This window comes from Bordetella bronchiseptica (assembly GCF_900636925.1).
GTDB classification, from domain to species: domain Bacteria; phylum Pseudomonadota; class Gammaproteobacteria; order Burkholderiales; family Burkholderiaceae_B; genus Bordetella; species Bordetella pertussis.
Map to the genome: position 1 here is coordinate 5138128 of NZ_LR134326.1, position 22359 is coordinate 5160486.

Annotated in this window: 15 protein-coding genes; 6 read left to right on the forward strand and 9 right to left on the reverse strand. The window is 64.3% G+C overall.

Annotated features, from left to right (window positions below; all coding sequences use genetic code 11):
- Nucleotides 1-87: 87 nt before the first annotated feature.
- From rpsJ to rpsL, 5 genes are all read right to left on the reverse strand, one after another.
- On the reverse strand, nucleotides 88-399 hold the full coding sequence (gene rpsJ / locus EL288_RS24045) for a 30S ribosomal protein S10 (protein ID WP_003806903.1): 312 nt from the start codon (nucleotides 397-399) through the stop codon (nucleotides 88-90).
- A 63-nt stretch (nucleotides 400-462) separates the two neighbouring features.
- On the reverse strand, nucleotides 463-1653 hold the full coding sequence (gene tuf, locus EL288_RS24050) for an elongation factor Tu (protein WP_003806883.1): 1191 nt from the start codon (nucleotides 1651-1653) through the stop codon (nucleotides 463-465).
- Between the two features lie 76 nt (nucleotides 1654-1729).
- On the reverse strand, nucleotides 1730-3832 hold the full coding sequence (gene fusA / locus EL288_RS24055; RefSeq protein ID WP_003806902.1) for an elongation factor G: 2103 nt from the start codon (nucleotides 3830-3832) through the stop codon (nucleotides 1730-1732).
- A 17-nt stretch (nucleotides 3833-3849) separates the two neighbouring features.
- On the reverse strand, nucleotides 3850-4320 hold the full coding sequence (gene rpsG, locus EL288_RS24060) for a 30S ribosomal protein S7 (protein ID WP_003806901.1): 471 nt from the start codon (nucleotides 4318-4320) through the stop codon (nucleotides 3850-3852).
- Nucleotides 4321-4483: 163 nt separating this feature from the next.
- Complete coding sequence (gene rpsL / locus EL288_RS24065; protein WP_005017264.1) at nucleotides 4484-4861, reverse strand: 30S ribosomal protein S12; 378 nt, start codon at nucleotides 4859-4861, stop codon at nucleotides 4484-4486.
- A gap of 576 nt (nucleotides 4862-5437) precedes the next feature.
- Here rpsL and EL288_RS24070 point away from each other — a divergent pair.
- Together EL288_RS24070 and dmeF are read left to right on the forward strand one after the other, a co-directional pair.
- Nucleotides 5438-5713, forward strand: a complete 276-nt coding sequence (locus EL288_RS24070; protein ID WP_003806899.1) for a metal/formaldehyde-sensitive transcriptional repressor — start codon at nucleotides 5438-5440, stop codon at nucleotides 5711-5713.
- Between the two features lie 5 nt (nucleotides 5714-5718).
- Complete coding sequence (gene dmeF / locus EL288_RS24075; RefSeq protein ID WP_010925686.1) at nucleotides 5719-6654, forward strand: CDF family Co(II)/Ni(II) efflux transporter DmeF; 936 nt, start codon at nucleotides 5719-5721, stop codon at nucleotides 6652-6654.
- A 29-nt stretch (nucleotides 6655-6683) separates the two neighbouring features.
- Here the strand turns inward: dmeF and EL288_RS24080 are convergent, their stop codons facing one another.
- Nucleotides 6684-7496: a response regulator transcription factor gene (locus EL288_RS24080; RefSeq protein WP_003806897.1), complete on the reverse strand. Its 813-nt coding sequence runs from the start codon at nucleotides 7494-7496 to the stop codon at nucleotides 6684-6686.
- A gap of 257 nt (nucleotides 7497-7753) precedes the next feature.
- Here EL288_RS24080 and EL288_RS24085 point away from each other — a divergent pair, with 257 nt between their 5' ends.
- The 3 genes from EL288_RS24085 to EL288_RS24095 are packed head-to-tail and all read left to right on the forward strand — an operon-like array spanning nucleotide 7754 to nucleotide 11959.
- Nucleotides 7754-8488: a response regulator transcription factor gene (locus EL288_RS24085; protein WP_003806896.1), complete on the forward strand. Its 735-nt coding sequence runs from the start codon at nucleotides 7754-7756 to the stop codon at nucleotides 8486-8488.
- A 17-nt stretch (nucleotides 8489-8505) separates the two neighbouring features.
- Nucleotides 8506-9612 (forward strand): FecR domain-containing protein, encoded by a 1107-nt coding sequence (locus EL288_RS24090; RefSeq protein ID WP_003806895.1) that lies wholly within the window; start codon nucleotides 8506-8508, stop codon nucleotides 9610-9612.
- A 1-nt stretch (nucleotide 9613) separates the two neighbouring features.
- On the forward strand, nucleotides 9614-11959 hold the full coding sequence (locus EL288_RS24095) for a CHASE2 domain-containing protein (RefSeq protein WP_010925685.1): 2346 nt from the start codon (nucleotides 9614-9616) through the stop codon (nucleotides 11957-11959).
- Nucleotides 11960-11974: 15 nt separating this feature from the next.
- Here the strand turns inward: EL288_RS24095 and EL288_RS24100 are convergent, their stop codons facing one another.
- Nucleotides 11975-13207, reverse strand: a complete 1233-nt coding sequence (locus tag EL288_RS24100; RefSeq protein WP_033458709.1) for a serine/threonine-protein kinase — start codon at nucleotides 13205-13207, stop codon at nucleotides 11975-11977.
- Nucleotides 13208-13447: 240 nt separating this feature from the next.
- Between EL288_RS24100 and EL288_RS24105 the strand changes: the two genes are divergently transcribed.
- Nucleotides 13448-13852, forward strand: coding sequence for a TssQ family T6SS-associated lipoprotein (locus EL288_RS24105; protein WP_003806892.1), 405 nt, complete (start codon nucleotides 13448-13450; stop codon nucleotides 13850-13852).
- A gap of 108 nt (nucleotides 13853-13960) precedes the next feature.
- Here the strand turns inward: EL288_RS24105 and rpoC are convergent, their stop codons facing one another.
- Both rpoC and rpoB read right to left on the reverse strand, forming a co-directional pair.
- Complete coding sequence (rpoC, locus tag EL288_RS24110) at nucleotides 13961-18205, reverse strand: DNA-directed RNA polymerase subunit beta' (RefSeq protein ID WP_003818292.1); 4245 nt, start codon at nucleotides 18203-18205, stop codon at nucleotides 13961-13963.
- Nucleotides 18205-22317 carry a DNA-directed RNA polymerase subunit beta gene (rpoB, locus tag EL288_RS24115; RefSeq protein ID WP_033447220.1) on the reverse strand — a complete coding sequence of 1371 codons (4113 nt, stop codon included), beginning with the start codon at nucleotides 22315-22317 and terminating at the stop codon, nucleotides 18205-18207. Before rpoB ends, rpoC begins: the two co-directional genes overlap by 1 nt.
- Nucleotides 22318-22359: the final 42 nt, after the last annotated feature.

Here is a 22359-nt window from a genome sequence, read left to right on the forward strand (position 1 = left end):
TCGCGCCAAAGCAAAATGGCCGCACTCCCGGGGGAATGCGGCCATTTTTCACGAGCTGCGCCACAGGGGCGCCAACCCGCACACGTCTTACTGCAACGCGATCTCGACGTCGACGCCAGCCGGCAGGTCCAGACGCATCAACGCGTCAACGGTCTTGTCGGTGGGATCCACGATGTCCATCAGGCGCTGATGGGTACGGATCTCGAACTGGTCGCGCGACGTCTTGTTGACGTGGGGCGAACGCAGCACGTCGTAACGACGGATACGCGTGGGCAGCGGAACCGGACCGCGCACGACAGCGCCGGTACGCTTGGCGGTGTCGACAATCTCCGCTGCGGACTGATCGATCAGCTTGTAATCGAAAGCCTTCAGACGGATGCGGATCTTTTGGTTTTTCATGGCGTTTCCTAAAGAACGAAAAGCGAAGGCGGCGACTACCGCCCTCGCTGGTTGGGTACTGCTTTACTTGATGATCTTGGCGACGACGCCGGCGCCGACGGTACGACCGCCTTCACGGATGGCGAAACGCAGACCTTCTTCCATGGCGATCGGGGCCAGCAGCTTGACGGTCATCGACACGTTGTCGCCCGGCAGCACCATTTCCTTGTCCGCCGGCAGGTCGATCGTGCCGGTCACGTCCGTCGTGCGGAAGTAGAACTGCGGACGATAGCCGTTGAAGAACGGCGTGTGACGGCCACCCTCTTCCTTGGACAGAATGTACACCTCGGCCGTGAAGTCCGTGTGCGGGTTGATCGAACCCGGCTTGGCCAGCACCTGGCCACGCTCGACGTCTTCACGCTTGGTGCCGCGCAGCAAGATACCCACGTTGTCGCCCGCCTGGCCCTGGTCCAGCAGCTTGCGGAACATCTCCACGCCCGTGCAGGTCGTCTTCACCGTCGGCTTGATGCCCACGATTTCGATTTCCTCGCCAACCTTCACCACGCCGCGCTCGATACGGCCAGTCACCACCGTGCCACGGCCCGAGATCGAGAACACGTCTTCCACCGGCATCAGGAACGCACCGTCGACCGCGCGCTCCGGCGTCGGAATGTACGTGTCCAGCGCTTGCGCCAGCGACAGAATCGCCTGCTCGCCCAGTTCGCCCTTGTCGCCTTCCAGCGCCAGCTTGGCCGAACCCTTCACGATCGGCGTGTCATCGCCCGGGAAATCGTACTTGCTCAGCAGTTCGCGGACTTCCATCTCCACCAGCTCGAGCAGCTCCGCGTCATCAACCATGTCCGCCTTGTTCAGGAACACGATGATGTACGGCACGCCAACCTGGCGCGACAGCAAAATGTGCTCGCGCGTCTGCGGCATCGGACCGTCTGCGGCCGACACCACCAGGATCGCGCCGTCCATCTGCGCAGCACCCGTGATCATGTTCTTCACGTAGTCAGCGTGACCCGGGCAATCAACGTGCGCGTAGTGACGCGTCTCCGTCTCGTACTCAACGTGCGAGGTGTTGATCGTGATCCCACGCGCCTTCTCTTCCGGCGCCGCGTCAATCTGGTCGTAGCCGCGAGCCTCGCCGCCGAACTTGTTCGACAGCACCGTCGTGATCGCCGCCGTCAACGTCGTTTTGCCGTGGTCAACGTGACCAATCGTACCCACGTTCACGTGCGGCTTGGTACGTTCAAACTTGCCTTTTGCCATGATTTCTATCCTTTGACTTTCAAGGAAACTTGGTTGTTGTGCCGCGCTTCCAACCTGAAAGCGCGGCGACGGTTACTTACTTGCCCCGAGCGGCGATGACTTCGTCAGCGACGTTCTTGGGCGCTTCGGCGTAATGCTTGAATTCCATCGTGTAGGTGGCGCGACCTTGCGTGAGCGAACGCAGGTTGGTGGCGTACCCGAACATCTCGGCCAGGGGAACCTCGGCCTTGATGGTCTTGCCGCCGCCGACAATGTCGTCCATGCCCTGCACCATACCGCGGCGGGACGACAGGTCGCCCATCACGGTACCGGCGTAGTCTTCCGGCGTTTCCACTTCCACAGCCATCATCGGCTCCAGCAGGACCGGGCTGGCGCGACGCATGCCTTCCTTGAAGGCCATCGAAGCAGCCATCTTGAACGCGTTTTCGTTCGAGTCCACATCGTGGTACGAACCGAAGAACAGCGTCGCCTTCACGTCCACGACCGGGTAGCCGGCCAGGATGCCTGCGGGCAGCGTTTCCTGGATGCCCTTGTCGACCGCCGGGATGTACTCGCGCGGCACCACGCCGCCCTTGATGGCGTCCACGAATTCGTAGCCGCCGCCCGGGGGCAGGGGTTCCAGCTTGAGCACCACGTGGCCGTACTGGCCGCGGCCGCCCGACTGCTTGACGAACTTGCCTTCCACTTCGTCGCAGTTCTTGCGGATGGTTTCGCGGTAGGCCACCTGCGGCTTGCCGACGTTGGCTTCCACGCCGAATTCACGACGCATGCGATCGACCAGGATTTCCAGGTGCAGTTCGCCCATGCCGGAAATGATGGTCTGGCCGGATTCTTCGTCGCTGCGCACGCGGAACGACGGATCTTCCTGCGCCAGGCGCGACAGCGCCAGGCCCATCTTTTCCTGGTCGGCCTTCGACTTGGGTTCGACGGCCTGCGAAATCACGGGCTCGGGGAACTCCATGCGCTCGAGCAGGATGTGCGAATCGATATCGCACAGCGTCTCGCCGGTGGTGACGTCCTTCAGGCCCACCACGGCGGCGATGTCGCCGGCCAGCACTTCCTTGATCTCTTCGCGGTTGTTCGCATGCATCTGCAGCAGACGACCGATACGCTCTTTCTTGCCCTTGATGGGGTTGTAGACGGTATCGCCCGACTTCAGCACGCCCGAATACACGCGCACGAAGGTCAGCTGACCCACGAACGGATCGCTCATCAGCTTGAACGCCAGCGCGGAGAACTTCTCGGCATCGTCGGCGCTGCGCTTGATGGGATTGCCATCGTCGTCCTGGCCGTCGACCGGGGGAATGTCCGCCGGCGAAGGCAGATAGTCGATCACGGCGTCGAGCATGCGCTGCACGCCCTTGTTCTTGAACGCGGTGCCGCACAGCATCGGCTGGATTTCACCAGCGATGGTGCGCTGGCGCAGCGCGACGTTGATGTCGTCTTCGTCCAGCGAGCCGGTCTCGAGGTACTTGTTCATCAGTTCCTCGGACGACTCGGCGGCGGCTTCCACCAGCTTCTCGCGCCACTCGTTGGCCGTGCCTTCCAGCTCGGCCGGAATGTCGCCGTATTCGAACTTGGTGCCCTGGCTGGCCTCGTCCCAGATGATCGCTTTCATCTTGACCAGGTCGACCACGCCGGTGAACGAGTCTTCGGCGCCGATCGGGATCACGATGGGCACGGGGTTGGCGCGCAGGCGCGTCTTCAGCTGGTCATAGACCTTGAAGAAGTTGGCGCCGGTGCGGTCCATCTTGTTGACGAAGGCCAGGCGGGGCACGCCATACTTGTTAGCCTGGCGCCACACGGTTTCGGACTGCGGCTGCACGCCGCCCACCGCGCAGTACACCATGCAGGCACCGTCCAGGACGCGCATGGAACGCTCCACCTCGATGGTGAAGTCCACGTGTCCCGGGGTGTCGATGATGTTGATGCGGTGTTCGGGATAGTTGCCGGCCATGCCACGCCAAAACGCCGTCGTAGCAGCCGACGTAATGGTGATGCCACGCTCTTGCTCTTGCTCCATCCAGTCCATGGTGGCCGAGCCGTCATGGGTTTCGCCAAGTTTGTGGTTGACGCCGGTGTAGAACAGGATGCGTTCGGTGGTGGTGGTTTTCCCTGCATCGATGTGCGCAGAGATACCAATGTTGCGATAGCGCTCGATCGGGGTTTTGCGGGCCATGGTAGGTAGTCCTTAATTTACCAGCGGAAATGGCTGAAGGCCTTGTTGGCCTCGGCCATCTTGTGTGTGTCTTCGCGTTTCTTCATCGCGGCGCCACGACCTTCGGAGGCGTCGATGAGTTCTCCAGCCAAACGCAGATCCATCGATTTCTCGCCACGCTTCTTGGCGGCTTCACGGAGCCAACGCATAGCCAGGGCCAGGCGGCGCACGGGGCGCACTTCAACCGGCACCTGATAGTTGGCACCGCCCACGCGGCGGCTCTTCACTTCGACGATCGGCTTGATGTTGTTGATGGCCAGGTTGAAGACTTCGATGGCATCCTTGCCGGTCTTGACCTGAACTTGCTCGAGGGCACCGTAGATGATGCGCTCGGCGACGGCCTTCTTGCCGTCCAGCATCACAACGTTCATGAATTTGGCGAGTTCGACGCTGCCGAACTTGGGATCGGGCAGAATCTCGCGCTTGGGTACTTCGCGACGACGGGGCATTTTTGCTTCCTTGTGTCTGTTCAGTTGAACCGCGTCTCGTGACACGGCCATGGCCGCCTAGAAGGACGACCCCTTACATGCTGCGCTGGCTTCGCAATGTGAAGGACGCAGCTGCACTTTCCGGGCCGCGGACATCCGCAACCTGGGGTACTGCATATAGAGCTTAGGCCTTCTTCGGACGCTTGGCGCCGTACTTCGAACGAGCCTGTTTGCGATCCTTGACGCCTTGCAGGTCGAGGGAGCCGCGCACGATGTGATAACGCACACCGGGCAAGTCCTTGACACGACCGCCACGCACCAGAACCACCGAGTGCTCCTGCAGGTTGTGGCCTTCACCGCCGATGTACGAAATGACTTCGTAACCGTTGGTCAGACGCACCTTGGCAACCTTACGCAGCGCGGAGTTCGGCTTCTTGGGGGTGGTGGTGTAGACGCGAGTGCAAACGCCGCGACGCTGCGGGCAGTTCTCGAGCGCGGGGCTCTTGCTCTTGATGATGCTGACTTCGCGCGGCTTGCGCACGAGCTGGCTAATGGTAGGCATGACCTTTGAAATCCCTTTTACGTACCACTGGTAAGTACTTACGTACTCGCACCCTCCCAGCATTCGGCGGCCAGTCTGGCCCCAAGCGAGGGGGAGGCAGTTCACGCAAAACCGCCTCAAACGTTCGTTTACGTAAAAGAGCGGGTCTTGCAGACAAATAATGCGTACAACACTGCATGGCCAGGCCGGCGGTGCCTTACAACGATCGATGCATCCAGGATAGAGGGCTCGTGACGCACCCCGGCCCGAAATACCTGCAACATGCTTCCGGGAGCTGGCGCAAGCCTTTGCCGACCCTCATGGGTTGGCTGGCTTCAGACCAATCGGTGTATGGGCATTACCGGCTTGAACCTGCCATGCCGAAATTGCACGCAGATAAAGCAGTAAGCCCTTCAGCTTAACTTAGTTATCCATGCCTGTCAAAGGCAAGCAGTCGAATTTTGCATTGCCGCAAGGTGGCGGCAACGTATGTGGCTCTGGCGCGACGCGCGGCATCGTGGGAAACCCCTGCTGCCGGTCGGACGCTGCGCCGCGCTCCAGGATGTTATGATTTTCCATACCCTAGGGGGGTATGCTATGTCACACCTGTCAGACCACAAAGACGAACTTCTCAAACGTACCCAGCGGATCGCTGGCCAGGTGCAGGCCATCCAGCGCTCGCTGGAAACCGAGGCCGATTGCGAAAGCATCCTGCACCTGGTGGCCGCCACCCGCGGCGCGCTCAACGGCCTGCTCGACGAAATCCTCGAGGCCCATGCCCGTGAACACGTGGCGCACCCTGACCTGACGCCGGATGCACGCAGCAAAGGCCTGGAGGCGCTGGTCAGCGCCATCCGCCGCTATTCAAAGTAAAGATCATGGACAGCCTGCCCCCTTCCCCGCCCGGCCGGCACGGCCATTCGTTCCTGGGCCCCGCGCACGACGAAAATGCCAAGAGGACACGCTGGGTCGTCCTGTTGACGCTGGCCATGATGGTCGGCGAAATCGTCGCCGGCTACCTCACGGGCTCGATGGCATTGTTGGCGGACGGCTTTCACATGGCAACGCACGCGGGCGCCCTGGGAATTGCCGCCATTGCCTATGCCTACGCGAAGCGCAACGCCGACAACCGGGCTTTCAGCTTCGGCACCGGCAAAGTGGGAGAACTTGCCGGTTTTGCATCCGCGCTCATGCTGGCCATGGTGTCGCTGGCCATCGGGGTCGAATCGGCCATCAGGCTGGTGCAGCCGACCGACGTGGCGTTCGGCGAAGCCACGCTCATCGCCGTGGTCGGCCTGGGCGTCAATCTCGTGAGCGCGCTGCTTCTGGGCGGCGGTCATGCCGGCCATGTCCACGCCGAGCACCATCATCCCGGGCATGCCCGCCACCCGCATGGGCATGACAACAACCTGAGGTCCGCGTATGTCCATGTTCTCGCGGATGCGCTGACTTCCGTCCTGGCCATCGTCGCGCTGCTGGCAGGCCGCTATCTCGGCTGGATCTGGCTCGACCCCGTGATCGGAATGGTCGGAGCCGTCGTTATTGCGCGCTGGGCCTGGACCTTGATGCGCGACACGGGCGCCATCCTGCTGGACAAGGCGGACCGGCACCTGGAAGCGGAGGTCCGTGGCGCGATCGAAACCGCGGGCGACGCCACGATCGCCGACCTTCATGTCTGGCAGATCGGCCCGCAAGCCCATGCCGCAATCGTGAGCGTCGTGGCTGCCCGGGGAGTCACGGCCAGCCAGATACGGGAACGCGTGTCGTCGATCCACGAAGTCAGGCACCTGACGGTGGAGCTGGTGCCGGCATAGCGGCCGGCCTGGCACGAGGCCCTTCAGCGCTAGGAGTTGGCGAACAGGTAGCCGCTGCCGTAGACCGTTCGGATGGGAAGCACCAGGCCCGCCAGCTCGGCCTTGCGGCGCAGCCGGCTGACGATGACGTCGATGCTGCGCTCGCCGGTGGAACGCACCGCCGGACCGTCGACAGCCAGCTCGCTGGCCAGTTCGGCGCGGCCGATGGCGCGGCCGGCCGCGCCCAGCAGCAGGCGGACGATCTGCCGCTCGTTGGCCGACAGCGACAGCTCTTCCCCGCCGGGGGCCACGAGCGTCCAGTCCTGGTCGCGCAGCTCCCAGCCCTCGTCGGTACCGCGTTGCGCGACGGCCTCTTCGTCTTCCTGCCAAGCGGGCAGGCGCCGCGCCAGGGCAAGCAGCACGCATGCCAGCTCGCGCTCGTCGGCCGGCAGGGGCACGCAGGCATCCGCACCGCTTTGCAGGCAGCGCAGACGGGCGTCCAGGGTCAGATTGCCGCCAATGACGATGATGCCCAGCTCCGGCGAGCCACGCAGGCGCGCCACCAGGGCGTAGCCCAGCTCGCCCAGTTCGGAGAGGTCCATCACGACCGCGTCGTAGGTATCCTCACTCAACAGCCCGAACAGCTCCAGGGGCGTGGAACAGCCCTTGGCCGAGATCCCGGCCAGCAGCATTGCGGCAATGATGCGGTCGCGATCGGCGTCGTCGGGCGTCATGATCAACGTGCTCAATTGCTTCATAACGAATCCCTGCCAGTCCGCGGGTTCGCGGCCGGCTTTCAGGCGCTCAAAAGGGAAAGCGCGCGCCTGTACGCATTTGAGACAGTGTGGCGCGGTGTTGCGCAACAGAGCCAGTCAACATTTGTCAACTTTGCAATGTTTGACACTTATGCTCATTGGGGACGATGTAACAAGAGCCCCGGGTTATCATGCGTTTGGTTAGGGTTCCATACACTTTTGGATGACGCCTACGCCAATGTGCGAACAGTAAGTTTCTGGGACGCCAGATGCGCTCGCGACGAATTGGCGAACGCGCGGTTCGCCGCACCGGATCCCGACCTTGTCCGTAACCTGCTCGCAGACTGCCGTGCGAGCATCGCTCCGTGTCACAACGAATGAAAATTGCGTCGCTCGAAGACGATCTGGACCAGGCGCAGCATATCCAGCAGGTGCTCTCCGCGGCCGGATACACATGTACCAGCTATCCGCGCAGCCTCGACCTGCTGGCGGCGCTGCGCGTCCAGGCGTTCGACCTCATCCTGCTCGACTGGCAGTTGCCCGACATGAATGGCGACGAAGTCGTGCGCCGGCTGCGCACGAGCTACGGTTTTGCCGTGCCTATCATTTTCCTGACCAGCCGGGACCAGGAAAGCGACCTGGTGCAAGGCCTGCAGGCAGGCGCCGACGACTACATCGTAAAGCCCATGCGACCCGCCGAATTGCTGGCGCGCGTGGCGGCCCTGTTGCGCCGCAGCCAGGGCGCCCTGCCCGACTATCTGCCGTTCTCGGTCGCCGGCTATCGCATCGATCCCAACGAGCGCTCCATCGCCCTCGACGGGCAGGTCGTACCGTTGCCGCCCAAGGAATTCGAACTCGCGCAGTTGTTTTTTCGCAACATCGGGCGCCTGCTCTCGCGCGATGTGCTTGCGGAAAGCGTGTGGAACCGGGAGATCCCGGCGACCTCGCGCACCCTTGATACGCATTTGTCGAATATTCGCCAGAAGTTGCAGTTGCGCCCCCAGAATGGGGTGCGCTTGTCTTCGTCCTATGCCCTGGGCTATCGGCTGGAATTGGTCAGCGACCCGCAGCCGCAGGCCGACGACGCCAAAGACGACTAATCCAAGGAGAGAAGTTCATGATTCGGCCGTTCGCGCCAGCGTTCATGCTGGTGTGCGCCCTTGTGGCCAGCGCCGCGGTACAAGCCCAGCCCGCGGGTAGCCTGGGAGAGAATTTTCTTTACCGAGTGCGTTCTGGCGACACGCTTATAGCGTTAGCAAGCACTTACACCGGCAATGAATCCAACTGGTCGGTCCTGCAGACGCTGAACCGGGTGGACGACCCCCAGCGCCTGCCGATCGCCCTCGAGCTGCGCATTCCGCTGGCCATGATCCCGGTGCAGGCGGCAGGCGCCGAGGTGGTCCACGTCAGCGGCAGCGCCACCGCCGACGGCCAGGCCCTGCGGGTCGGCATGCAGATCGTCGAGGGCAGCACCATCAGGACCGCGTCCGGCAGCTTCGTTACCCTGAAACTGTCCGACGGCAGCCAGGTGACGATTCCCGAGAACGGCACGGTGGCCGCCAACCGCCTGCGCCAATTCCAGCGCGTGCCGCTTACCGATTCGATCTTCCAGGTACAGCAAGGCGAGCTCGAATCGCGCGTGGCCCCGGGCGGCCAGGGCGTTGGCCGCTTCGAGATCCGTACGCCGGTGGCGGTCACTGGCGTGCGCGGCACCCGCTTTCGCGTCAAGAGCAGCCCGCAGGGTGCCAGCAGCGAAGTCCTGGAAGGCAGCGTACGCCTGCAGCCGCACGCCCCTGACGCCGCGCCGGCCACGCCGGTAGCGGTGTCCTCGGGCTACGGCGCCAATGTCGGCAGCGACGGCGCGTTCTCGGGCGTGCAGGCCCTGCTGCCCGCCCCCCAACTGCAAGCCCCGGCGCGCGCCGCCTCGGGCGGCTGGACGGTGCCGTTTGCGCCCGTATCCGGCGCTTCCGCCTATATAGTGAGGGTTTCGCGCGACGCGGAGGGCATGCACGTGGTGACGTCCGACCGGTTCGATACCAACGATGTACGGTTCCGCGCGCCCGGCGCCGGAACCTACTACGTGGCGGTTCGCGCCGTGGATGCCTCCGGTTTGAACGGGCGCGAAGCCGTGCAGCCTTTCGAAGGCGCCAACGTGCTGTCCACGCCCTATGGCCTGTCCGTAGCCACCGGCACCGGCGATCTGGTGCTGCTCAGCGAATTCTAAGGTGCGCCGCCGCCGCCCCCTGCCCGACTCCCCCGCCCGGCGCTGGCTGGCGGCGCGCACCGGCATCATGCTGACGATGGTGCTGGTGACGGTTGCGGGACTGCTGGGCGCCCTGGGCGGCATGGGCCGCATCGACCTGACGCTGTACGACCGAGCCGTATCGCTGTCCGGCCGGCCAGCCAGCCCGGAAATCCTGATCGTCATGATCGACGACGACAGTATCGCCACGCTGGGGCGCTGGCCCTGGAGCAGGACGGTGCACGCGGCCCTGCTGGACAAGCTGGGCGAGGCCCGCGCGGTGGGCCTGGATATCATCTTTGCCGAACCCGACCGCGCCGAACCCGCGGTCGACGCGCAACTGGCCGAGGCCATCCGCCGCAACGGCAAGGTGGTGCTGCCGGTGGTGCTCAACCGCCTGCCGCGCGCGACGGGCCACGAGCCGCCGCTCGAGTCGCTGGCGCAGGCCGCCGCCGCACTGGGCTTCATCAATGTCGAGCTCGATACCGACGGCGTGCTGCGGCGCTCGATCTGGACAGCCCAGGTCGGCACCGCGCTATGGCCGCATTTCTCGCTGTCGCTGATGAGCGTGGGCGGCGAGGCGCAACAGGCCCTGCAGTTTGCCACCGCGCAACTGGCGGCCGGCCAGACCCGCATCCCATACGCCGGCCCCCCCGGCCATTTGCGCACAGTGTCGTATATCAGCGTGCTGCAGGGCAACGTACCGCCCGAATGGATCCGCGGCAAGTATGTGCTGGTGGGATCATGGGCAACGGGCCTGACCGATGCATTCCCCACGCCCGTCTCGCACCAGGCCAATGGCATGGCGGGCGTGGAGATCATCGGCAACATGCTGCAGGCGGCGCGCCAGAATATTTCCTATACCGTCGCCAGCCCCTGGCATAACGCCTTGGCCGCTGCACTGCCCGTCCTGCTGCTGTGCCTGGGCCTGCGGGTGCTCTCGCCCAAGGCGGCGCTGGTGCTCAACGGCGCCATATTGCTGGCCGTATTGCCGGCCACCTATCTGGCCCTGCGCTTTGGCCAGGTGTGGTTTCCGCCGACGGCCACGATGCTGGTGCTGGCGCTGTGCTATCCGATCTGGAGCTGGCGCAGCCAGGAAGCCGTGCTGCGCTACATGGACAATGAACTCAAGCGGCTGCAGCGCGAGTATCCGCCGGTGCTCAACGAAGGCCGTACCCACACGCTGCTGGTCAACCGTTCGCTGGAAGACCGCCTGGGCAAATTGCGCGAAGCGCTGGCGCGCGTGCGCAACCTGCGGCGCTTCCTGACCGATGGCCTGGACGGCATGCCCGACGCGACGCTGGTGTTCGACCCGCGCGGCCGGCTGCAGTTTCGCAACCGCGCGGCGATCCAGTATTTTCGCAGCCTGGGGTTGCGCGCACCGCGCCATGGCCAGCTGGCCGCCGATCTGTTCCAGCGCGCCATCACCGACGAACGCAACCGCCAGACCTTGACCGAGGCCCTGCGGCATACGCCGCCCGATGCGCAGGATTCGCCATGGAACGTGGACATGGAGGTCCGTGACCAGGCCGGACGCGACCTGATCCTGAAGTGCGCGCCCATTCGCACCGACGAAGGCGCTTTCGCCGGCACCGTGGCCACCCTGACGGATATCACCGTCATACGACAGGCCGAGCGCAAGCGTGAAGAGACGCTGCGCTTCATTTCGCACGACATGCGCGCGCCGCAGAATTCGATACTTGCCCTGGTGGCCATGAACCAGGACTCGCTCAATGGCGTGCAGCAGAGCGACGCGCTCGCCCGCATCGCCATGCTGGCCAACCGCACATTGCGGCTGGTCGACGATTTCGTCCACCTGACACGCGCGGAATCGATGAAGATCGCACCGACGGAGCTGGATCTGAGCGAGTTGCTGCGCGAGGCGACCGACGATTTCTGGGCGCCGGCGCGCGCGCGCGGCATCCGCATCGAGATCGCCGAACCCCTGCCCATCGCCCTGGTGCGCGGCGACGACACCTTGCTGCAGCGGGCCCTGAGCAACCTGCTGGACAACGCCATCAAATTCAGTCCGTCCGATGGCCGTATCCGCTGCACGGTCGTGCGTGACGCCGATGACTGGGTCGCATCGATCCAGGACGACGGACCTGGCATCGCTCCCCAGGACCAGCTGCAGATTTTCCAGCCCTTTACGCGCGTCAACACCGCCGGCTCGAACGAAGTGGGCGGCGCTGGCCTGGGGCTTGCATTCGTGCGCACCGTCGCCGAACGGCTGGGCGGCCGGGCCGAGGTCATCAGCCCGCCATCGGGCACAGGGCCCGCCGGCTCTACCTTCGTGCTGCGCCTGCCGGCCAGCCCACCCCCTGGCTGAGAGCCATCCGGACGCTCACTGGAACACGTGCGTGATGCGAGCCGGCTGGCCCGCCTTGACCTCGAGCGTGGCCCGATACGGCGGCAGGTCGGCATTGCGCACGACGACCGAGTAGCGTCCCGGCGCCAGGCGCAATTCCTTCATGGGCGGGCTGACACCACGCCGCACGCCATTGATCCAGATCTCGCCCCACGGCTGCACGTTGATGCGTACCGTCACGCGGGCAGCGGCCGGTGCCGGCGTCGCGGCGGCCTCGGACTCGGCCTGCGCGTCTGTTGCAGCGCCCTCCGGCGCAACATCGGGCGCGGGAGCGGCGTCCGGACCAGCCTGCGCCTGCGCCGGCGGCGCAGCGCCGGGTGTATCGGCGCTGCCGGCGTCGCCGCCCTGCGGCGGCGCGGCGCCGGCGGCCGGCGGCTCAGCCTCGCGGGAGTCTGATGGCGTGGCAGTGGCGCCGGGCGTCGTCACGCGTTCGGAACTCGTGATCACGCCGCTGGGCGTGCCGGTCAGGCGCTGCCACCAATAGACAGCCACGCCCAGCGTCGCCAACGCCAGCAAGATCGCGAACAGAATGCTGCGCACCGCCGGACGCTGCCGTACCGGCTCTTCGTCGCGCACCTCGTCGCGTGGCGGCGGTTCGCTGGGCAGGGGCGCCATGGCCTCGGCGGGCGGCTCCGGCTCGGGGAACTTGAGCGAGTCGACAAAGGCCTCGAGCGTGTGCGGCCGCGCCTGCGGCCGCACGGCCAGGCCGGCATCGATGGCGCGCAGGAAATCGTTGTCATACTTGGGCAGATCGCGCTGCGCGAGCGGCTGATAGCCGTCGTTGACCGAGCGCTCCGGCGCCGCAGGCGGGCGGCGGCCGGTAATGAGCGAATGCGCCACGGCGCTCAATGCGTAGATGTCTGTCCAAGGACCGCGCGGCCAGGCAGGATCCTCCACATAAAGCTCGAATGGCGCGTATCCCGGCGCGGGCAGCGCGGCTTCGCCCTGGGCCGCCCCATTGAGCGCCAGCAGATGCGCGCGCCCGCTTTCATCCAGCCCCACCGAATCGACGGTGATGTCGCCGCAGATATGTCCCTGCTCATGCACGCTGGCCAGCTGCGGCACCAGCTCGCCCAGCAGGCGCTTGATGCGGGCTTGCGGCACGCCTCCGGCAGCGGTGGCCGCAATAGCGCTCAACGGGCGATGCGCGAGAGGCGCGGCGCCTGCAAAAGGACTGCGGGGATGCTGGGAAGCGGCGGAAAGAGGCATAGTTCTATAACAAAAGCAAAAAACGGCAGCGATAACCGGATATTGTGCTTGTGATGCTGAAAGCGCGGCTATCCTTACGTTTCGACAAACATGTTGTCGTCTCGACGCACTTCGTAGGGCACACCCATCCTTGCGGGCCGCCTTATGGATATTATCCAGGCTACTTGGCCGGATTTTACGAATATGCCCGCGGCGCAAGGATATACCAACCTCGAACCCCGTTTCCTGCCCTCGTCCATCATGCCCATAATCCTCCGCCCTTTCCTGTCCAGTCTTTCCCTGGCCGTGCTCGCGCTAAGCGGCTGCGCCAACCTGTCCCAGCCCGCTGCCGAGGCCCCCGCCACCCCCGCCGCGCTGCAGGCCCTGGCCGAAGTGCGTACGGAATATGGCGCAGGCCATTATGGCGAGGTCATCCGCCGCGTCGCGCGCTCCGATGAACTGGCGGCCGCGCCGAAAGCAGTGCGTATCGAAGCGTTCAAGCTGCAGGCATTCAGCTACTGCGTGAGCAATTACACCCAGCTGTGCGAAGACGCATTCGTGCGCATACTGCACCTGGACTCCAGTTTCACGCTGGCGCCCAACGAAGCCGGACATCCCGCCTGGGGCCCGGTCTTTCGGGCCGCGCAATCGAAAGCCGGCACCTGACCGCAATCGCAGCAGCGTCAAGCAAAAGGCCGCTGATATACATCAGCGGCCTTTTTTTGGCTGTCGGGCCACGCCCCTCGCGGGGCGCGCCTTCCAGTCAGTACGGCATCACTCGGCCGAGTCGTCCGACGGCGTATCGGCGGCCGGAGCCTCCGGTTCGCCGCCGACCGTAACCGGCGCATCCTCGAACGGGTTGGCCAGCTGCCGGGCGGCTTCGCGCTCGGCGGCTTCCAGCGCTTCCTTGTCCTTGCGGGCAATGTGATACGCCAGGCCAGTACCAGCCGGGATGAGACGGCCGACGATCACGTTTTCCTTCAGCCCGCGCAGGTCGTCGCGCTTGCCCATGATCGCCGCTTCGGTCAGCACGCGGGTCGTTTCCTGGAACGACGCCGCCGAGATGAACGAATCGGTCGACAGCGAGGCCTTGGTAATACCCAGCAGCACGTTGTCGTACGAAGCCGGACGCTTGTCCTCGGCGACCACGCGATCGTTCTCGTTGAGCAGTTCCGAACGCTCGACCTGCTCGCCCGGGATGAACTCGGTGTCACCCGGATCGACGATGTTCACGCGGCGCAGCATCTGGCGGACGATCACTTCAATGTGCTTGTCGTTGATCTTCACGCCCTGCAGACGGTAGACGTCCTGCACTTCGTCGACGATGTAGGTCGCCAGCTTCTCGATGCCCTGCAGGCGCAGGATGTCGTGCGGATCGGCCGGGCCGTCGACGATCATTTCGCCCTTGTTCACCACCTGGCCGTCGTGCACCAGAACCTGCTTTTCCTTCAGGATCAGGAACTCGTGGCTGACGCCTTCCAGGTCGGTGATGACCAGGCGCTGCTTGCCCTTGGTGTCCTTGCCGAACGATACCGTACCCGTGACTTCGGCCAGCATGCCGGCATCCTTGGGCGAACGGGCTTCGAACAGCTCGGCCACGCGCGGCAGACCGCCGGTGATGTCGCGGGTCTTCTGCGATTCCTGCGGAATACGCGCCAGGACCTCGCCCACGGCAACCTGCTGGCCGTCGCGCACGGTGATCAGCGCACCCACCGGGAACGAGATGTTCACCGAGTGATCGGTGCCGGCGATCTTGACGTCTTCACCGTTCTCGTTGACCAGCTTGATCTGCGGACGCATGACGATCTTGCCGCCGCGCGTCTTGGGCGTGATCACGACCAGCGTCGACAGGCCGGTGACTTCGTCGACCTGCTTGGCAACGGTAACGCCTTCTTCGATGTTCTCGAAGCGCACCGCGCCGCTGTACTCGGACACGATCGGACGGGTCAGCGGATCCCAGCTGGCCAGACGGGTGCCGGCCTTGACCGCTTCGCCGTCGCCAACCAGGACGGTGGCGCCATAAGGGATCTTGTGGCGCTCGCGCTCGCGGCCGTTGTCGTCGAAGATGGCCAGTTCGCCGGAACGCGAAATCGCCACACGCTCGCCCTTGGCGTTGGTGACATAGCGCATCGTGCTGGCGAAGCCGACCGTGCCGTTGGACTTGGTTTCCACGGCGCTGGCCAGGGCCGAACGCGAGGCGGCGCCACCGATGTGGAACGTCCGCATGGTGAGCTGCGTGCCCGGTTCGCCGATCGATTGCGCGGCGATGACGCCGACGGCCTCGCCCACGTTGACGTGCGAACCGCGGCCCAGATCGCGGCCATAGCAATGCGCGCACAGGCCGTGACGCGTTTCGCACGTCAGCGGCGTGCGGACCTTGACTTCGTCCACGCCCAGGCGGTCGATCAGGTCGACCAGGTCTTCGTCGAGCAGGGTGCCAGCCGCGATGGCCGTTTCCTGCGTGTCGGGGTTGACGACGTCGATCGCGGCCACGCGGCCGAGGATACGGTCGCGCAGCGGTTCGATGACTTCACCGCCCTCGACCAGGGCCTTCATCGCGTAGCCATGGCTGGTGCCGCAATCGTCTTCGGTGATCACCAGATCCTGGGTCACGTCGACCAGGCGGCGCGTCAGGTAGCCCGAGTTCGCGGTCTTCAGCGCGGTATCGGCCAAGCCCTTGCGCGCGCCGTGCGTCGAGATGAAGTACTGCAGTACGTTCAGGCCTTCGCGGAAGTTGGCGGTAATCGGGGTCTCGATGATCGAGCCGTCCGGCTTGGCCATCAGGCCGCGCATGCCGGCCAGCTGGCGAATCTGGGCGGCCGAACCACGGGCGCCCGAGTCGGCCATCATGTAGATCGAGTTGAACGATTCCTGGCGCACTTCCTCGCCATGACGGTTGACGACCGGCTCGGTGGCCAGTTGCTCCATCATCGCCTTGCCGACCTTGTCGCCGGCCTTGCCCCAGATATCGACCACGTTGTTGTAGCGCTCTTGCGAGGTCACCAGACCCGACGAGTACTGCTTGTCGATTTCCTTGACCTCGCGGCTGGCCTCGGCCAGGATGCCTTCCTTGGCCTTCGGGATCAGCATGTCTTCCATGGCGATCGAGATGCCGCCGCGCGTGGCCAGGCGGAAGCCCGACTGCATCAGCTTGTCGGCAAAAATCACCGTGTCGCGCAGGCCGCAACGGCGGAACGACTGGTTGATCAGGCGCGAGATCTCTTTCTTCTTCAGGGCCTTGTTCAGCACCGTGAAGGGCAGGCCCTTGGGCAGGATCTCGGACAGCAGCGCACGGCCGACCGTCGTTTCATGGCGGTGCTTGACCGGCTGCCACTCGCCCTGCTCGTCGCGCTCGTACTCGGTCAGGCGTACGGTGATGCGGGTCTGCAGTTCGACTTCGCCGTTGTCATAGGCGCGCTGCACTTCCGACACGTCGGCAAAGAAAATGCCTTCGCCCTTGCCGTTAATGCGTTCGCGGGTCGTGTAGTACAGGCCCAGCACGATATCCTGCGACGGCACGATGGACGGCTCGCCGTTGGCCGGGAACAATACGTTGTTCGAGGCCAGCATCAGCGTACGCGCTTCGAGCTGCGCTTCGAGCGACAGCGGCACGTGCACGGCCATCTGGTCGCCGTCGAAGTCGGCGTTGAAGGCGGCGCAGACCAGCGGGTGCAGCTGGATGGCCTTGCCTTCGATCAGCACCGGCTCGAACGCCTGGATGCCCAGGCGGTGCAGCGTCGGCGCACGGTTGAGCATGACCGGGTGCTCGCGGATCACCTCTTCGAGGATGTCCCACACCACCGGTTCCTGGCTCTCGACCAGCTTCTTGGCAGCCTTGATGGTCGTGGCCAGGCCCATCATCTCCAGGCGATTGAAGATGAACGGCTTGAACAGCTCGAGCGCCATCAGCTTGGGCAGGCCGCACTGGTGCAGCTTGAGCTGCGGGCCCACCACGATGACCGAACGGCCCGAGTAGTCGACGCGCTTGCCCAGCAGGTTCTGGCGGAAACGACCGCTCTTGCCCTTGATCATGTCGGCCAGCGACTTGAGCTGGCGCTTGTTGGCGCCGGTCATGGCCTTGCCGCGGCGGCCGTTGTCGAGCAGCGAGTCGACGGCTTCCTGCAGCATGCGCTTTTCGTTGCGCAGAATGATCTCGGGCGCCTTCAGTTCGAGCAGGCGCTTGAGGCGGTTGTTGCGGTTGATGACGCGGCGGTACAGGTCGTTCAGGTCGGAGGTCGCGAAGCGGCCGCCGTCCAGCGGCACCAGCGGACGCAGGTCCGGCGGCAGCACGGGCAGCACTTCCATGACCATCCATTCGGCCTTGATGCCGGACTTCTGGAAGCCTTCCAGCACCTTCAGGCGCTTGGAGATCTTCTTGATCTTGGCTTCCGAGCTGGTGGCCTTGAGCTCGCCGCGCAGCGTCTCGACTTCGCGATCGATGTCGATGGTGCGCAGCAGTTCGCGCACGGCCTCGGCGCCCATCAGGGCACGGAAGTCGTCGCCGTACTCTTCGGTCTTGGCCAGGAAGTCGTCATCGGACATGATCTGGCCGCGCTTGAGCGGCGTCATGCCGGGCTCGATCACGCACCAGGCTTCGAAGTACAGCACGCGCTCGATGTCGCGCAGCGTCATGTCGAGCACCATGCCCAGGCGCGACGGCAGGCTCTTGAGGAACCAGATGTGCGCAACCGGGCTGGCCAGTTCGATATGGCCCATGCGCTCGCGGCGCACCTTGGCGACGGTGACTTCCACGCCGCACTTTTCGCAGATCACGCCACGATGCTTCAGGCGCTTGTACTTGCCGCACAAGCATTCGTAGTCCTTGATGGGACCGAAGATCTTGGCGCAGAACAGGCCGTCACGCTCGGGCTTGAACGTACGGTAGTTGATCGTCTCGGGCTTGCGAACTTCGCCGAAAGACCACGAACGGATCTTCTCGGGCGAGGCGATGCCGATCTTGATGGCATCGAACTGCTCGTCTTGCGAGACTTGCTTGAAGAGGTCGAGTAGCGCTTTCATCAGTTACGCTCCAAATCCATGTCCAGGGCCAGCGAGCGAATTTCCTTGACCAGCACGTTGAACGATTCCGGCATGCCGGCATCGATGACGTGGTCGCCCTTGACGATGTTTTCGTAAACCTTCGTGCGGCCGGTGATGTCGTCGGACTTCACCGTCAGCATTTCCTGCAGGGTGTAGGAGGCACCGTAGGCTTCCAGCGCCCACACTTCCATTTCCCCGAAACGCTGGCCGCCGAACTGCGCCTTGCCGCCCAACGGCTGCTGGGTAACCAGCGAGTACGGGCCGGTGGAACGCGCGTGCATCTTGTCGTCCACCAAGTGGTGCAGTTTCAGGTAGTGCATGTAGCCGATCGTGACCGGACGCTCGAACTGCTCGCCGGTACGGCCGTCATACAGCCATGCCTGCGAACGCGACGCCGTCAGGCGCATGCGCGCGGCGACGTCGTCGGGATAGGCCAGTTCCAGCATCTTGCCGATTTCTTCTTCGGTCGCACCGTCGAACACCGGCGTGGCAAACGGCACACCCTTCTTCAGGTTGTTGGCCAGTTCCAGCACTTCCTCGTCGGTCAGGCTGTCGATATGCGCGCTGCTGCCCGTGGTGTTGTACACCTTCTCCAGGTAGCCGCGTACGCTCTTGGCCTGCGCCGTGCGCTCGTCGCGCAGCATGTCGGCGATGCGGTAGCCCACGCCCTTGGCGGCCCAGCCCAGATGGACTTCCAGCACCTGGCCGACGTTCATCCGCGAGGGCACGCCCAGCGGGTTCAGAACGATGTCGGCGGGAGTGCCGTCGGCCATGTGGGGCATGTCCTCGACCGGCGTAATGCGTGAAACCACGCCCTTGTTGCCGTGACGGCCGGCCATCTTGTCGCCCGGCTGCAGGCGGCGCTTGACGGCCAGGTAGACCTTGATCATCTTCAGCACGCCCGGCGGCAGTTCGTCGCCCTGCGTCAGCTTCTTGCGCTTCTCTTCGAAGGCCAGGTCGAACTGGTGGCGCTTCTGCTCGAGCGATTCCTTGGCCTGCTCCAGCACGACAGCGTGCTGTTCGTCGGCCAGGCGGATGTCGAACCACTGCCAGCGATCCAGGTCGGCCAGGTAGGCCTTGGTCAAGGTGGCGCCCTTGGCCAGCTTGCGCGGGCCGCCATTGACGGCCTTGCCGACCAGCATCTTCTCGATACGGTCGAACTGGTCGTTTTCGACGATGCGCAGCTGGTCGTTGAGGTCCTGGCGATAACGGCGCAGTTCATCGTCGATGATGGACTGGGCGCGCTTGTCGCGCACGATGCCTTCGCGCGTGAACACCTGGACGTCGATCACCGTGCCGGTCATGCCCGAGGGCACGCGCAGCGAGGTGTCCTTAACGTCGGACGCCTTTTCGCCGAAGATGGCGCGCAGCAGCTTTTCTTCCGGCGTGAGCTGGGTTTCGCCCTTCGGCGTTACCTTGCCCACCAGCACGTCGTCGGCGCTGACTTCCGCGCCAATGTAGACGATGCCGGAGTCATCCAGGCGGTTGAGCTGCGTTTCAGCCAGGTTGCTGATGTCGCGCGTGATTTCCTCGGGTCCCAGCTTCGTATCGCGAGCGACCACGGTCAGCTCTTCGATGTGGATCGAGGTGTAGCGATCGTCGGCCACGACGCGTTCGGAGATCAGGATCGAGTCTTCGAAGTTGTAGCCGTTCCAGGGCATGAACGCGATCAGCATGTTCTGGCCCAGCGCGAGTTCACCGAGGTCGGTGGACGCGCCGTCGGCCAGCACGTCACCCTTGGCGACCTTGTCGCCGCGGGCCACGATGGGACGCTGGTTGATGTTCGTGTTCTGGTTGGAACGCGTGTACTTGATCAGGTTGTAGATGTCCACGCCCACTTCGCCAGCGACGTTCTCTTCGTCGTTGACGCGGATCACGACGCGGTCGGCGTCGACGTGGTCAACCACGCCGCCACGCAGCGCCTGCACGGTCGTGCCCGAGTCGACCGCAACGGTGCGCTCGACGCCGGTGCCGACCAGCGGCTTTTCCGGACGCAGGCAAGGCACGGCCTGGCGCTGCATGTTGGCGCCCATCAGTGCACGGTTGGCGTCGTCGTGCTCGAGGAACGGGATCAGCGACGCCGCGACCGACACGATCTGCGACGGCGCCACGTCCATGTAGTGCACGTTGCCCGGCGCGGTCAGCATGGTTTCGCCCGCTTCGCGGCAAGCCACCAGGTCGTCGACGAAACGGCCTTCGTCATCGAGCGCGGCGTTGGCCTGCGCGATCACGTAGTGGCTTTCCTCGATGGCCGACAGGTAGTCGATCTGGTCGCTGACCTTGCCGTCGATGATCTTGCGATACGGGGTTTCCAGGAAGCCGTACTCGTTCAGGCGCGCGTACAGCGCCATCGAGTTGATCAGGCCGATGTTCGGGCCTTCCGGCGTTTCGATCGGGCAGACGCGGCCGTAGTGGGTCGGGTGCACGTCGCGCACTTCAAAGCCGGCGCGTTCGCGCGTCAGGCCGCCCGGGCCCAGTGCGGAAACGCGACGCTTGTGCGTGATTTCCGACAGCGGGTTGGTCTGGTCCATGAACTGCGACAGCTGGCTCGAACCGAAGAACTCCTTGATGGCGGCCGAGATCGGCTTGGAGTTGATCAGGTCGTGCGGCATCAGGTTTTCGGTCTCGGCCTGGCCCAGACGCTCCTTGACGGCGCGCTCGACACGCACCAGGCCAGCGCGGAACTGGTTCTCGGCCAGTTCGCCGACACAACGCACGCGGCGGTTGCCCAGGTGATCGATGTCATCGATCTGGCCACGGCCGTTGCGCAGCTCGACCAGCACCTTGATGGTTTCGAGGATGTCCTCGTTGGTCAGCGTCATCGGACCGGTGCTGTCGTCGCCGCGACCCAGGCGGCTGTTGACCTTCATGCGGCCCACGCGCGACAGGTCGTACGTCTCTTCGCTGTAGAACAGACGCTGGAACAGCGCTTCCACCGCTTCTTCGGTGGGCGGTTCGCCAGGACGCATCATGCGGTAGATCGCCACGCGCGCGGCCATCTGGTCGGCGGTTTCGTCGGCGCGCAGCGTCTGCGAAATGTAGGGACCGCGATCCAGGTCGTTGGTGTACAGCGTCTGGATGTCGCGCACGTTGGCGGCGCGCATCGCGTTGAGCACGCTTTCGGTGATCTCGTCGTTGGCATGCGCCACGACTTCGCCGGTGTCGGGATCGACGATGTTCTTGGCCAGCACGCGGCCGTACAGGAAATCCTCGGGCACCGACACGCGCTGGATGCCGCCGGCAGCCAGGTCGCGCAGGTGCTTGGCGTTGATACGCTTGTCCTTCTCGACGATCACCTTGCCGTCGCGGTCGGCGATGTCAAAGCGCGCCATCTCGCCCTTCCAGCGTTCGGCGACGAATTCCATCATGCCGCCTTCGCTCTTGAGTTCGAAGTTGTCGAAATCGAAGAAGTGCGCGAGGATCGATTCGGGCGTCATGCCGATGGCCTTCAGCAGGATCGTCACCGGCATCTTGCGGCGACGGTCCACGCGGAAGAACAGCACGTCCTTGGGATCGAATTCGAAGTCCAGCCACGAGCCGCGGTAGGGAATCACGCGGGCCGAGAACAGCAGCTTGCCCGAGCTGTGCGTCTTGCCGCGGTCGTGCTCGAAGAACACGCCCGGCGAACGATGCAGCTGCGAGACGATGACGCGCTCGGTGCCGTTGATGACGAACGAGCCGGTGCCGGTCATGAGCGGAATTTCGCCCATGTAGACTTCCTGCTCCTTGACTTCCTTGATGGTCGGCTTGCTGACTTCGCGGTCCAGCAGCACCAGGCGCACCTTGGCGCGCAGCGGCGACGCATAGGTCAGGCCGCGCTGCTGACATTCCTTGACATCAAACACCGGCTCGCCCAGCGCATAGCTGACGAACTCCAAGCGCGCCATTCCGTTATGGCTGACAATCGGAAAAATCGACGAGAACGCCGCCTGCAGACCTTCATTGACGCGATCCGAGGTCGCGGTGTCGGCTTGCAGGAAAGTTAGGTAGGATTGAAGCTGTGTCGCCAACAGGAAGGGAACGTTTTGAACGTCCTCACGTTTGGCAAAGCTTTTGCGGATGCGCTTTTTTTCGGTGTACGAGTAAGGCATGAGCACTCCGACTCGAGGTTGCATGGACCGTAAACCACGGCC